This window comes from Enterococcus sp. BWT-B8 (assembly GCF_020567625.1).
In the GTDB taxonomy this organism is placed as follows: Bacteria; Bacillota; Bacilli; order Lactobacillales; family Enterococcaceae; genus Enterococcus_L.
Genome location: NZ_JAJDJV010000002.1, coordinates 156,625 through 169,705 on the forward strand (window position 1 = coordinate 156,625; position 13,081 = coordinate 169,705).

Sequence of the window (13,081 nt, forward strand, 5' to 3'; positions counted from 1 at the left end):
ACTTTTATTATGTTCCCTCTCTCTTTATTTAGTGAATAATTAAAAATGAATATTTATTCATTTAGATATCGAGATTTTTTACATAATGTGCGTTTTCTTCTATGAATGCTCTTCTAGGTTCTACTTTATCCCCCATCAGCATTTCGAAAATTTGGTCTGCTTCGATTGCATCATCCACACTTACCCGGGCCATTAAACGGTTTTCCGGATCCATTGTTGTTTCCCACAGCTGATGATCATCCATCTCGCCCAACCCTTTGTAACGCTGCACTGTTGGTTTTGGAGAAGCAGGCAACGAAGCAATCACATTTGCCAGCTCTTCCTCTGCATGTTTGCCAGGCTGAACATACGTAATTTTCTTCCCTTGTTTTACTCCATATAAAGGTGGTTGTGCGATATAAACATATCCTGCTTCAACAACCGGACGCATAAAGCGATAGAACAATGTAAGAAGCAATGTTCGAATGTGCGCTCCATCAACATCGGCATCAGTCATGATAACCAGTTTATGATAACGTGCTTTTCCTACATCAAAATCCTCTCCAAAACCAGTACCCATTGCAGTAAATAATGAACGGATTTCTTCATTGGCCAAAATTTTATCCATACTGGCTTTTTCAACATTCAGAATCTTTCCTCGAATTGGCAAAATAGCCTGAAACTCACGGCTTCGTCCCTGTTTCGCTGAACCGCCGGCAGAGTCTCCTTCGACAATGAACAATTCGCATTTTTTAGGATCCTTACTGGAACAGTCCGCCAATTTTCCAGGCAGATTGCTGATTTCCAGGGCTCCTTTTCGTCGTGTTACTTCTCGGGCTCTTTTAGCTGCCAAACGTGCTCTTGATGCTAAAATTCCTTTTTCGACAATTTGTTTTCCTACTGTCGGATTTTCCATCAAAAATTTATTAAAATATTCAGAAAAAAGCCGGTCTGTAACTGTCCGAACTTCTGAATTCCCCAGCTTTGTTTTTGTCTGTCCTTCAAACTGCGGTTCCGGATGTTTAATGGAAATAACGGCTGTCAATCCTTCACGGACATCTTCTCCAGTCAGATTTTCATCATTATCCTTCATTACTTTTTGTTTACGGGCATAATCATTAATTACTCTGGTCAATGCTGTTTTAAAACCAGATTCATGAGTTCCGCCCTCATATGTGTGAATGTTATTGGCAAAACTTAGAATATTTGAGTGGTAACCGTCTGTATACTGCATAGATACTTCAACAGTAATTCCCTGTTGTTCTCCTTCAATAAAGATAGGTTCCGGGAACAGCACTTCCTTGTTGCCGTTTAAATGCTCTACGTAGCTCTTAATACCGCCTTCATAATAGTATTCCTTTAATGTTGGCTTTTCTTCTCTTTTATCCTCTATAGAAATCTTCAGACCGCGATTTAAAAAGGCAAGCTCACGAACACGAGTCGCCAGCTTATCAAAATTGAATACGACTGTTTCAGTAAATATCTCTGCATCCGGAATAAAATGGACAGTAGTACCATGGCGATCTGTCTCATCAATAACTTTAAGATCAGCGACAACTGCGCCTCGCTGAAACTCCTGGAAATAGACTTTTCCATCTTTATAGACTTTTACATCCAATGATTCCGAAAGAGCATTAACAACTGATGAACCTACACCGTGGAGTCCACCGGAAACTTTATATCCGCCGCCGCCAAACTTACCGCCGGCATGAAGAATCGTGAAAACTGTTTCCACTGCCGGACGTCCTGTCTTTTTCTGAATATCAACAGGTATCCCCCGTCCGTCATCGATAACAGTGATACTATTATCCTCTTCAATAATTACCTGGATCGTTGTGGCAAAACCAGCCAAAGCCTCATCAATAGAATTATCTACAATCTCCCATACTAAATGGTGCAGTCCTTCCGAACTGGTAGAACCAATGTACATCCCAGGACGTTTTCTTACAGCCTCAAGCCCTTCAAGCACCTGAATCTGGCTAGCATCATATTCCTTGGCACGCTCATTCATGCTTTTTTCTTCTTCAGTCATTTGATTCCCTCGCTATCTCTCCCTGTTGAACATAGAATATATCCGGCTCAACAGTAATTTTATTGGTTAAATGGTTTAAGGTTGTAGTCGTTATAAAGGTTTGAACTTTCCCCTCAATCGTTTCCAGCAAATGAAGCTGACGTTCATCATCCAGTTCACTCATTACATCATCCAGAAGCAACACTGGATATTCTCCGGTTTCCGCATACATTAAGTCAACTTCTGCCAATTTGACACTTAATGCAGTTGTCCTTTGCTGACCTTGAGAGCCGTATGTTTGAACATTCTGCTGATTGACCTTAAAGATCAGGTCATCCCTGTGAGGTCCGATAAATGCAGCTGCTTTATACAGCTCTCTTTTCCTGCCAGCCATCAGCTGCTGAAGCATCTGTTGCTGAAGTTCCCGCAATGAATGCTGACCTTCACCTAAGACAACACTCGAAGCATACTCAATTGCTAATTCTTCTCGTCCATGACTGATTCGCTGATGGAGTTTATTCGCCCATTTTTCAAGTTTCCTAATGAATTCTAAACGAGCAAATAAAACCTTTCCACCAAATTCCGCCAGCTGTTCAGTCAATATATCCAAGTAAACAGTGTCTGTCTGACTCTTTTCTGCTAGTTGCTTTAAATACTGATTCCTTTGTTTCAGCACAGACTGATACTGAACCAGATCATACAAATAAATAGGATTGACCTGGCCTAATTCCATATCAATGAACTTCCGTCTGATTTGAGGGGAACCCTTGACCAGGGAAAGATCTTCGGGTGCAAATAAAATGACATTAAGCTGTCCGATATAGGAGCTCAGACGTTTTTGCTCAATGTGATTTACTTTCGTTTTGCGACCTTTATTTGAAATGAAAATCTCAAGAGGAACTGTTCCAGTTTTTTTTTCCACTGATCCTTCGATCTTTGCAGAATTTTGACCAAATGTAATCAACTCTTTTTCATTACTGGTTCGATGACTTCGCGTCATTGCCAAAACATAAATACTTTCAAGCATATTTGTTTTGCCTTGCGCATTTTCTCCTAAAAAAATCGTCAATGGTTTAGGAAATTCCAAAGCGATATCATCATAATTTCGATAGTGCTTCAGTGTGATATTATTCAGCCTCATCAGATGTGCCTGTTTCTTTTTTTTCCATAAAAAAAGTGCCTTCATCAGGGATTTCGATCATCATACCGGGATATAATTTTCTTCCCCGGCGATTTTCCAGCTCCCCGTCTACAAAAACACTGGTTTCAGCCAGATACCATTTTGCCTGACCACCGCTGCTGATCACATTAATTTCTTTTAAAAACTGACCAAGTGTCATGTAATCAGTTTCTAAAGTGAGTGTCTTTTTCAAATTTCATCCCTCGTTTAAAATTCACTTTTACTTCTAATATTATACTCTTTTTTTAGTAATAAAACAAATTTATCCGTCTAATTTTCGCTCTAAGCAATTTTAATTAAAAATGATAGAATCTATTCTTTCAGAAAAAAATCTCTTAAAAAGCATTTTATACTGTTTTTTCAAAAAAAATAGTTTTGAACTATTTTCACAGGTTTTCAATATTATTGAAAACCTGTGTTCTGATACGCAAACTTTTGTCATTTATTTTGATGGAATGATTCATTATATTCAATTTTTTTCGAAAATGACCTATAGATTCTGAAACCAGTCAAACGCTGAAACATAATCAATAAATCTTTTGGTCTATTAGGGTGTGTCTGAAAACTCAAGCGGCGAATAGTTTGATGATTTTTATCGAATTCCTCGTCATAAATACTCGCTTATGAACCACATAAGCTGTGTTTTCTTCCTTGATTTCAACAAAAATCACTGAAAAATTCGAATCCCACTAACTTTTCAGACACGCCCTAGTTTCTTCGCCCCAGCATATCTTAATTAAAATAGTTTTTCAGTGCATTAACAGTGTCCATATAACCTATTTGACTCAGCACATCCAAAAGCTCTTGAAAGCTGTCTATTTTGCGAGAATAACTGCCTGTTCTTAATAAAAATGTGAGAGTTTTTTGGGAGAATAGTGAAAGTTTAAGTTTCTAATTTTCGCCTATACTTTTAGTATCAATTGATATATTTTAAACGGCCGTGAAATATGCGATTGAAATAAATTATAGAAAAAAGAGGTAATGAAAATGGCAGTAGAAGGAGCAGTTTTGATTGCAGGTAATCAATGGTTAAAAGGACAGGGGGTTCCGGTATATTCAAATGGAGGGAATTACGGCACATATTACCAATGTGTTGAGCTGCCTCAGCAAAGGTTATACCCAAAAATGGGCTGGCCGAGAGTGTTTGCAGCTGGAAATGGAGGCGCACAGTATATTCCAGAAGGTTCTCCAGGCCTAATTAGATATAATCCTGGGTCTAAATATGTTCCAGTACCTGGAGATTTAGTTATTGAAAATGGCACAGATTGGAACCAGTATGGACATGTGTCCGTTGTTGATTACACGGACACAGAAAAAGGCATAATCTATGCAGTTGAACAAAATGCCTCTGCAAATGGTAGAATTACGTATAGTTACAACGGCAGCAATTATGTTGGACTTTCAGCTAGTCGTTCCGTTAAATGCATTCTACATGCACCGGATAATGGCTTTAAAAATCCAACAACGGCAGTAACAGATGGGCTTAATAGTATTTCAATTAGTAAAGGAAGAATTCGTTTAGAAGGTTGGCATATTGATAGTCGGTTAAAAGCAGGTTTGAAAAGCTATGTTTTTATCATGAATGCAGACACTAAAGCTGAGATAGCTAGGTATCAGATTACTCGGACAGCAAGACCGGACGTAGGCAAATTATTCCCTAACATTCCGGAGTCAGGAAAAAGCGGGTTTGATATCACTGTTGCAATTCCAGAGGGAGCAAGAGGGAAAAGAATCTATGTCCTATCTCGATATATTACTGCGGATGATAAGACTGTAATCAGTGATAAAAACTATACAAACAATGTTGTATCAATTCCTGGTAATCAAACAGAAGGACGTAACAGTATCACAGTTAAAAATGAAAATGTTCGTTTAGAAGGTTGGCATGTAGATACAAAAGTAACGGATGGACTAAAAAGCTATATCTTTATTATGAATGCAGATACGGGGAAAGAAATCTCAAGAAACGTGATAACTCGAACGTCTCGACCCGACGTAGCGAACGTTTTCCCTGCTATTGCTTCAGCTGAAAAAAGTGGATTTGACATTACGATCCCGATCCCAGCTGGTGCTAAAGGGAAACGTATTTCTGTACTGTCTCGATATATTACTGCAGATGATAAAACAGTGATCAGTGATTTTTACTATTCAAAAAATGTGGTTGCCATTCCATAAATTGGATATAAAAAAGTAAATACAGAAAGAGTATCCAATAAAAATCTTTTTTTATTCAACTCTCTAAAAAAATAGATATTTTGTGCACACTTAAACGGTCAGTACAACAAGTAGCTAATCAAAAGAGAGTGTAAAATAAACCGGACCTGCAACAGTCTAGTTAACAGTCGGTTAGATTACTTATTTTCTTCACCTCAAATTGTCGAGGAGTCATCATAAATTTTGTATGGATTCTTTTGATTGGATAGTAGTCTTCTAAATAATCTTGGATTAACACCTTCATCTCTATTTTATTTTTATGCTTGTTGGGTTCGATTAATTCTCGTTTGATCGATGAAACGATTCGATTACTGCATTGTCAACAGGAGTCTCAGGTTGGCTCATTGAATGTGTGATGTGGTGGTCGGTCAACAGCTCTTGATAGATAAGAGACCGATATTGGCTATCTCTATCGGAATGAATTACCGTAGGCAATTCTCCATAGCAACGTGGAATACGAGTTGCCAAGTCAATGTAGGTGTACAAATAGAGGCGACCGTCATTACAAGGAATATAAGTAATATCCGTCACCCAAACAGCTTCGATTTGGCTCTGTTCAAATTGTCGATTCAATAAATTTTCTTTTACTATTTCTTTGATTGCTTTTCCTCTACCATAAGAAGAGTTGCGTCGATGAAATCCTTTTGCGCATAAGGACAGCCATAACACGTTTATTGGTTTCGATTCCTTCATCGTAAAGTTATTGAGCGATTCTTGGAGATCCGTATCGACCCTTGTGTTCGTAGAACACTCGCTTAATATTCTCTTTTAAAAAATTATGGCGGAGTTGAGTCCTACTTGGGCGCCGATTCCGCCATAAATAATATCCTTGCCTACTTACATTTAGAATCCTACACAAAGTTTGAATTGAATATTGTTGATGATGTTTGTTCACAAACGTGCCGAACTTTTTTAGAATTTCATTTTCCTGTTCAAGAATGTAGAAATCTACTTTATCAGGTAATCTTTTTCCTTGTCCAGCAAAAGCATTTTTTCCGTATCGACGGTATTCTGAAATCCATCGGGAATTTGTTGAACAAGAGATGTTGTATTCGTCAGATATTCTCTTGGTAGTTACCTTCTTCTCAAGGATATCCTGTGAAATCTTTAGTTTAAATTCACGATCATATGTTTTTCTCAATAGAGTTCATTCCTTCGACAGTTTCCTTATTTTTTACTTCAAGCAATTTGATGAGTTTAGGAAAAGATTGCTATAGTTTAATGCTCTCAGTAAATTCTCTTTTAATTCTGCTGTTTCAGTTTCCTGCTCTTTACTTTCTGAAAAAACAATCTGCCTTGAAACTTATTGCACTGAGCAATTGTCTGTTTGCGGTCAGTCCTCTATTTGTTGCTCAAAGTGCAGATTGGTTCTTCTGTAGCTTAATGGTTATAAGCTACAGTCTCGCAGAAGTCCTGCTGGGAAGTAATTTTGATTATCTGATTGATTCTTTTGCTGACGAAAAAAACAAAGGATTCTTTTTTGGCTTGTTGGAAATTGTCAAAGCAGGAACTACTATAGGGCCTGTTATAGGAGGGGTACTGATAGAAAAATTTTCAAAAAACTCCTTTTCTGCTGTTTTTTTGTTTCTCAGTATTATCACCTTAACCGAGCAGATTTTTCTATGGATTTATTCAAAAAAAGAAGCCATTCAATAATGTTTATTGAGCAGCTTCTTTCAATTATTCAAATTAATTTGTACGAACTGGTGTAATCAGCTGGATAAAATTCATATCTGCTTCTGTCGGCTCCAAAGTAAACGGACGGATTGGCGAAATGAATTTCATAGTGATTGTTGTATCACCAAAAGCTCTTAAAGCAGCCTTCATGTAGTCTGGATTGAAGGAAATTTCCAATGGATCTCCAGATACCTTCTCGTAATTTAATGATTCTTCAACTTTCCCTACTTCAGGGGAATTGCCATAAAGGAAAACAGATTCAGAGGTTATAGCCAACCGAACAATGTTGTTACGACCTTCATGTGAAAGCAGGGATGCACGTTCGATCGCTGATAAAAACTCAGGAACCTCAATCTCCACTTCTGTATTGAAACTTGTCGGAATCAGGCGGTTGGTGTCAGGATAATTTCCTTCCAGTAACCTGGAGTAGAAATACATTGTTTTAGTTTTGAAAAGGACTTGGTTTTCCATAATACTGATCTCAACCATTTCTTCTTCATTTGTGAAGGAGCGAGAAAGTTCCAGTAAACTTTTCCCGGGAATAACAATATTGAAATTTTCCGCTGTCTGTTCAATTGGAATAATCCGCTGACTCAGACGGTGTGAATCTGTTGCTACTGCTAAAAGCTTTTGATTTTCCAAGACAAAGTGAACCCCTGTTAAAATAGGACGGCTTTCATGAAGAGAAACCGCAAAGCTTGTTTCATTAATAATTTTTGTCAGCAAGTGTACTGGAAGCTTGATTTGATTTTTTGCATCGATTACCGGTAAATGAGGATAATTGTCTGCGTCTAAACCATTTACTGTAAAATCAGCTTTTCCTGAAGTTATGGCTACCTGATTATTTTCCAATACTTCCAAAGTAACTGTTTCTTCCGGGAGCTTTCTGATGATTTCACCGAAGAAACGAGCTTGTAAAACGATGCTGCCTGTTTTTTCAATCGTCATTTGTGCTTTTTCATCTTCAACACTTAAAAAGCTTTCTATAGAAATATCTGCGTTGCTCCCAGTTAAAGACAGTCCTTCATCAGTTAGAACAATTTTGACCCCTGTTAAAATTGGGATGGTTGTTTTTGACGAAATTGCTCTTTGAACAGTTTGCAGCTCCTGCAGAAAAATACTGCGCTTAATTGTTAGTTTCATCATTCGACGCTCCTTTTAGTTTTGCATGACAATTTTTTCTACAAAAGAATTATTGTCTGCTGTTTATATGGTGTTCCAGAATCATTTTCAGACTTTTGATACCGTCTATTTATTTTCTAAAATATCAAACTCTTTTTTTATCATACCATATTCATTGTAATTCTTCAGATACTTTCTGTGTTACCTGTTCTCTTTTTTCTATGTTTGAGATCGTCAGTCTTGATATTTATCTGACTCAAAAACAGATTGAAAATCTGTGGATTGCTTAGTTTTATTTATATATAAAAGAATAATAAAAGTAGTAGGTCCTGTTAATTCTGTGGAAAAGTTAAATTTTGTAAGAAAAGACTATGGTTTTGCCTGTGGATAACCTGTGGATAACTTTTGTGCTTTTTGAAAACTTATCCACAATTACGGATTCAGCAGATTTTTAATTTCACTTATTTCTTTCTGAATAATCGGATCATTTTCGATCAGCTGCTGAATTTTTTCATGTGCATGAATAACAGTAGTATGATCTTTTCCGCCAAATTCAGCCCCGATCTTTGGTAGAGAGCTGTCCGTCATTTCTCTTGAAAGATACATAGAAATTTGTCGGGGAACGACGATTGATTTTACTCGCTTTTTCCCTTTTAAATCTTTTAAATGAATATGATAGTATTTGGCTACTTCTTCCTGAATCTGCAGGATGGAAAGATCATTTCGGCTGCCAATTGATTTTAGGGATTTTAAAGCATCCGCTGCCAGACTGGTATTGATGTCTTGCCCGTTGATGGTTGCGTATGCCTGTACACGAACCAATGCTCCTTCGAGTTCCCGGATATTAGAATCAATTTGACCAGCAATGTAACTGAGTGTATCATCAGGAATTTCAAGACGTTCTGCATCGGCCTTTTTCCTTAAAATCGCAATTCTGGTTTCCAGATCAGGAGGTGTGATGTCAACAGAAAGTCCCCATGCAAAGCGAGAAACCAGTCGTTCCGGCAGCTTTGGAATATCATTTGGCGGTCGGTCACTGGTAAGAACGATCTGTTTATTTTCATTGTAAAGATCATTAAAGGTATGGAAGAATTCTTCCAGGGTTGCTTCTTTTTCTGCTAAAAACTGAATATCATCAACTAGCAGAAGATCCACATTTCGATATTCATTCCTGAATTCTTCTGACTTTTTTGTTTGAATGGAGTTAATGAATTCATTAGTGAATGTTTCACTGCTGACATATTTTACTTTAGCATTTGGTTGATTTTGCAGCATTTGATGACCAATGGCATGCATTAAATGGGTTTTTCCAAGTCCAACTCCCCCATAGAAAAATAAAGGGTTGTAGATAGAGCCGGGATCTTCTGCAACAACTAAAGCCGCAGCATGGGCCATTTGGTTTCCTTTTCCTATTACAAATGTATCGAAAGAGTATTTGGGATTAAGCATAGCTTTTTTCCCATACTCATCAATTTCTTTTGTTTCCGTCGATGTCTCCTTTAATTCTGGAGCCATCATTGCCTGATCTCCGCTGACGACAAAATGCGGAATGATTTCGCTGCCGGTTAATTGAAAACCAACCTCTACAATTTTGGCTGCCAGATTTTTTTCCCAGTAATCTCTGTGAACAGCAGAGGGGACTTCCAGCCATAACTGGCTGTTCTCCAGTTTCAGCGGATGAGTGGTTTTTATCCATGCATCAAAGCTGGGGGCGGATAAAACAGATTGGTAAGCTGCTTCTAAATTTCTCCAGACACTTTCCACGTCGGGCATTATGGAACCTCCTTATAATTAAGTATAATTCTCTCTTGTCGATTATTGATTCGCAAATAAGATTTTAGCATTTTTCCTGAACTTTTTCCACAGGCAAATGAATATTGTGGAAAATAAATCAACAAAACGGGAAAAAGTTATCCACACATGCAAAATAAGATGTGGGTAACTCTCCTTTTTTCTAGTTATCCACATATAAAAGTGGAAAATTTCCATTGATAATAAAGTGTTTTTAAGACTTATCCACAACCTTGTCAATGGATGTGCATATCTTTTGCACAGGCTGTTTTTTTGTGTAAAAGTAGCTGGAAAACCGGTGGGTAAAAGAAAGACAAAAATAAGATATCCACAAATTATCCACTTAAAATAAAATGATGTGGATAACTTTTAGCTTGAAAAGAAAGTTATTTATTGGATTTCTTATTGACAAATCAGGTAATCATTCGTTATACTGTCAAAGTATGTCTATATATTTGATGAATAGATAGCAGTTCAGGAGGTGGAATTAATGAAAAGAACATATCAACCAAATAAACGTAAGCGTCAGAAAGTTCACGGATTTCGTAAACGTATGAGTACTAAAAACGGCCGCCGTGTATTAGCAAGCAGACGTCGTAAAGGTAGAAAAGTAATTTCAGCGTAAACAATGCAAATCAACTTTTATATCACTTATAAATAAAGAACCCTTTATTATCTATACAACACAGTTGATGTAAAGATAATAAAGGGTTCTTTTTTCAGAATTAAGTGTCTGACAGAGTCGGAGCAATCTGAACGCTTCTGTTTTATTGTTAACGAATTACGGATAAAAAGCGTATCAAAATAATCTTGCTGCTTTTGAGAATTTGTTTGATTAGGTACTCAGAAATACCCAAATAATAGTTACGCTGTAAAAACATGATTAAATGAGGCTGAATAAAATTAAAATATTAGAATTCTTTGACTAATTTTTAACAGGAATAAGATGAAAATAATACCAGTAATATGCTATCATTGTATGGTAAGTAAAAAGAATGGAAACAAGGGATGACAATGAAAAAATCCTACAGAGTGAAGAAAGAAAAAGAATTTCAGCGAGTATTTTTAAGTAAGGACTCCTATGCGAATCGGAGATTTGTTGTGTACATCTTGAAAAGGGAACAAAAACATTTTCGTGTGGGGATTTCTGTTGGGAAAAAAATTGGGAACGCAGTGACCAGAAACGCTGTGAAACGAAAAATACGTGCATCGATCTACACATTGAAAGATCAGATTGATGAATCGTATGATTTTATTATTATAGCCAGACAAGGGGTTCAGGATCTGACTTCAGAAGAAGTTATGACAAATTTGAAGCACGTGTTAAACCTTGCAAAAATTTTAAAATGAGAGAGGAAAAGATTTGTGAAAAAGTATAAGCGCCTATTGTTAATGGCTGGTTTAGTCATGTTAGTATTTGTATTATCAGCCTGCGGAACGGAACCAATCAGTCAGGACAGTACAGGGATCTGGGATCGTTATATCGTTTATTATTTTGCTGAAGCTATTAAGTTCCTGTCACTTGCAGGAAACTCAGGAGTCGGGATTATCCTGTTTACATTAGTTATTCGTGTTATTTTACTTCCATTAATGCATTTCCAGACAAAGAGTATGCGGAAGACACAGGAAATACAGCCTCAGATGAAAGCACTGCAGGAAAAATATGCGTCCAAAGATCCGGAAACACAACGACTATTCCGTGAAGAACAGCAGAGGCTATATTCGGAAAATGGTGTAAATCCATATGCCGGCTGTTTGCCTTTAGTGGTTCAAATGCCGATCATGATGGCCTTATATCAGTCAATTTCTCGTGTCCCTGAATTAAAAGAAGGAAGCTTTCTGTGGTTGAATCTGGCTTCCCCTGATCCTTACCTGATTTTACCGATCCTGGCGGCAGCCTTTACTTTTGCCAGCAGTTATTTGACAAGCATGAGTCAGCTGGAATCAAATACATCAATGAAAATCATGAATTATGTAATGCCAGTAATGATCTTTATGATGGGTCTGAATCTGGCCAGCGGACTATCGCTTTACTGGGTAATCTCCAATGCCTTTTCAGTAGTGCAGACACTGATGATTAACAATCCGTTTAAAATCAGAGCAGAACGCGAAGAAAAAGTTCGTCAGCAGAAAGAGCTTGAAAGAGCCCTTCAAAAAGCTAAAAATCCTAAGAAAAAAAGAAATAAAAAACGCTAATTAAGGGGGTTTTGACATGCCGATTTATGAAGGCAATACGGTTGAAGAAGCAATTTTAAAAGGGCTGAGTGCCCTGCAGCTAACGAAAGAGGCTGTAGAAATTACTGTTTTATCTGAAGGAAAGAAAGGTTTTCTGGGAATTGGAAAAAAGGCAGCACAAGTTTCCGTTGAACCTACAGTTAGTGAAGACATCTCTGAAGCAGTAGAAGATGTCGTGGAGGATATCGTTGCAATTGATGAAGCATCAGGGATGGAACAGGCAGTAAAAGAAATGGAAAGTACAGAAGTTTCTTCTGTACCGGCAGAATCATTGGAAAATTTGGAAGATGAAGCGGCTATTACTGAGTTGGCTTTATATCTGACCAATATTTCCAAGGAGTTAAATGCTCCGGCGATGGTTCGTGTGGAACGCGAAACAGATCATGTGATTTTCCATTTAGATTCCAATAAGCAGGGGATTCTGATTGGGAAACATGGAAAAGTTCTCAATGCTATGCAGTATTTGGCACAGGTCTTTATCCATAGAGCAGCGGCGAATAAATTGTCAGTAGTTGTTAATGCAGGTGACTATCGTGAGAAGCGTCAGGCGGTGTTGAAACGTTTGGCAGATCGGACAGCTGAAAAAGTGAAACGTACCGGTCAACCGGTCTTTCTGGAGCCTATGCCAGCCTTTGAACGAAAACAGATTCACTTTGCTTTAAGTAAAGATGAGCATATTAAAACACATTCTGAAGGTGATGAACCTTACCGCTATTTGGTTGTAGAACCGTCGAAAAAATACTACTAAATAGTTGGAATAAATGAGGGATATTGTCTAATAATAGTTTGTTAAAATTAAAGCGAGTCATTATTTAGGATTAAGATCAGGTAAAAATGAACTAGAAGCAAAATAGGGATCAATCTTTTTTAGA

11 protein-coding genes and 2 pseudogenes are annotated in these 13,081 nt (G+C 37.4%); 6 read left to right on the top strand and 7 right to left on the bottom strand.

The window, feature by feature from the left end:
• Positions 1-61: 61 nt before the first annotated feature.
• Genes gyrB through yaaA form a run of 3 tightly spaced genes read right to left on the bottom strand, consistent with a single transcriptional unit; the run spans position 62 to position 3,363 of the window.
• Positions 62-2,011, bottom strand: coding sequence for a DNA topoisomerase (ATP-hydrolyzing) subunit B (gene gyrB, locus LI951_RS04095; protein ID WP_202067239.1), 1,950 nt, complete (start codon positions 2,009-2,011; stop codon positions 62-64).
• Positions 2,004-3,131 carry a DNA replication/repair protein RecF gene (gene recF, locus LI951_RS04100; protein ID WP_229441366.1) on the bottom strand — a complete coding sequence of 376 codons (1,128 nt, stop codon included), beginning with the start codon at positions 3,129-3,131 and terminating at the stop codon, positions 2,004-2,006. The genes gyrB and recF overlap by 8 nt, the downstream gene beginning before the upstream one ends.
• Positions 3,118-3,363 (bottom strand): S4 domain-containing protein YaaA, encoded by a 246-nt coding sequence (gene yaaA, locus LI951_RS04105; RefSeq protein WP_202067241.1) that lies wholly within the window; start codon positions 3,361-3,363, stop codon positions 3,118-3,120. Before yaaA ends, recF begins: the two co-directional genes overlap by 14 nt.
• Before the next feature lie 794 nt (positions 3,364-4,157).
• On the opposite strand from yaaA, the gene LI951_RS04110 reads away from it, so the two are divergent.
• Complete coding sequence (locus LI951_RS04110) at positions 4,158-5,345, top strand: CHAP domain-containing protein (RefSeq protein ID WP_229441367.1); 1,188 nt, start codon at positions 4,158-4,160, stop codon at positions 5,343-5,345.
• A 702-nt stretch (positions 5,346-6,047) separates the two neighbouring features.
• Here the strand turns inward: LI951_RS04110 and LI951_RS04115 are convergent.
• Both LI951_RS04115 and LI951_RS04120 read right to left on the bottom strand, forming a co-directional pair.
• Positions 6,048-6,141, bottom strand: a pseudogene (locus tag LI951_RS04115) (transposase); the annotation flags it as partial.
• Between the two features lie 150 nt (positions 6,142-6,291).
• Positions 6,292-6,525 (bottom strand): annotated as a pseudogene (locus LI951_RS04120) (transposase); the annotation flags it as partial.
• A gap of 50 nt (positions 6,526-6,575) precedes the next feature.
• Here LI951_RS04120 and LI951_RS04125 point away from each other — a divergent pair.
• Entirely contained in the window at positions 6,576-7,040 is a 465-nt protein-coding gene (locus LI951_RS04125) for an MFS transporter (protein ID WP_229441368.1), read from the top strand.
• Between the two features lie 33 nt (positions 7,041-7,073).
• On the opposite strand, the gene dnaN is transcribed toward LI951_RS04125, so the two are convergent.
• Both dnaN and dnaA read right to left on the bottom strand, forming a co-directional pair.
• Positions 7,074-8,204, bottom strand: a complete 1,131-nt coding sequence (gene dnaN / locus LI951_RS04130; protein ID WP_202067243.1) for a DNA polymerase III subunit beta — start codon at positions 8,202-8,204, stop codon at positions 7,074-7,076.
• Positions 8,205-8,615: 411 nt separating this feature from the next.
• Entirely contained in the window at positions 8,616-9,956 is a 1,341-nt protein-coding gene (gene dnaA / locus LI951_RS04135; protein WP_202067244.1) for a chromosomal replication initiator protein DnaA, read from the bottom strand.
• A gap of 508 nt (positions 9,957-10,464) precedes the next feature.
• Here dnaA and rpmH point away from each other — a divergent pair.
• From rpmH to jag, 4 genes are all read left to right on the top strand, one after another.
• The gene (gene rpmH / locus LI951_RS04140; protein ID WP_002356012.1) at positions 10,465-10,599 is read left to right on the top strand and encodes a 50S ribosomal protein L34; all 135 of its coding nucleotides are present in this window, start codon (positions 10,465-10,467) and stop codon (positions 10,597-10,599) included.
• A 389-nt stretch (positions 10,600-10,988) separates the two neighbouring features.
• A complete protein-coding gene (gene rnpA, locus LI951_RS04145) occupies positions 10,989-11,324 on the top strand; it encodes a ribonuclease P protein component (RefSeq protein WP_202067317.1) in 336 nt (111 codons plus the stop codon).
• Positions 11,325-11,339: 15 nt separating this feature from the next.
• Positions 11,340-12,170 (top strand): YidC/Oxa1 family membrane protein insertase, encoded by an 831-nt coding sequence (locus tag LI951_RS04150; RefSeq protein WP_229441369.1) that lies wholly within the window; start codon positions 11,340-11,342, stop codon positions 12,168-12,170.
• A 16-nt stretch (positions 12,171-12,186) separates the two neighbouring features.
• On the top strand, positions 12,187-12,957 hold the full coding sequence (gene jag / locus LI951_RS04155) for an RNA-binding cell elongation regulator Jag/EloR (protein ID WP_229441370.1): 771 nt from the start codon (positions 12,187-12,189) through the stop codon (positions 12,955-12,957).
• Positions 12,958-13,081 lie beyond the last annotated feature (124 nt).

Excerpts from the sequence above, each read along its gene's own strand:
- gyrB (WP_202067239.1), bottom strand. The coding sequence starts at position 2,011 with ATGACTGAAGAAGAAAAAAGCATGAATGAGCGTGCCAAGGAATATGAT.
- recF (WP_229441366.1), bottom strand. The coding sequence starts at position 3,131 with ATGAGGCTGAATAATATCACACTGAAGCACTATCGAAATTATGATGAT.
- LI951_RS04110 (WP_229441367.1), top strand. The coding sequence starts at position 4,158 with ATGGCAGTAGAAGGAGCAGTTTTGATTGCAGGTAATCAATGGTTAAAA.
- LI951_RS04125 (WP_229441368.1), top strand. The coding sequence starts at position 6,576 with ATGAGTTTAGGAAAAGATTGCTATAGTTTAATGCTCTCAGTAAATTCT.
- dnaN (WP_202067243.1), bottom strand. The coding sequence starts at position 8,204 with ATGAAACTAACAATTAAGCGCAGTATTTTTCTGCAGGAGCTGCAAACT.
- dnaA (WP_202067244.1), bottom strand. The coding sequence starts at position 9,956 with ATGCCCGACGTGGAAAGTGTCTGGAGAAATTTAGAAGCAGCTTACCAA.
- rpmH (WP_002356012.1), top strand. The coding sequence starts at position 10,465 with ATGAAAAGAACATATCAACCAAATAAACGTAAGCGTCAGAAAGTTCAC.
- rnpA (WP_202067317.1), top strand. The coding sequence starts at position 10,989 with ATGAAAAAATCCTACAGAGTGAAGAAAGAAAAAGAATTTCAGCGAGTA.
- jag (WP_229441370.1), top strand. The coding sequence starts at position 12,187 with ATGCCGATTTATGAAGGCAATACGGTTGAAGAAGCAATTTTAAAAGGG.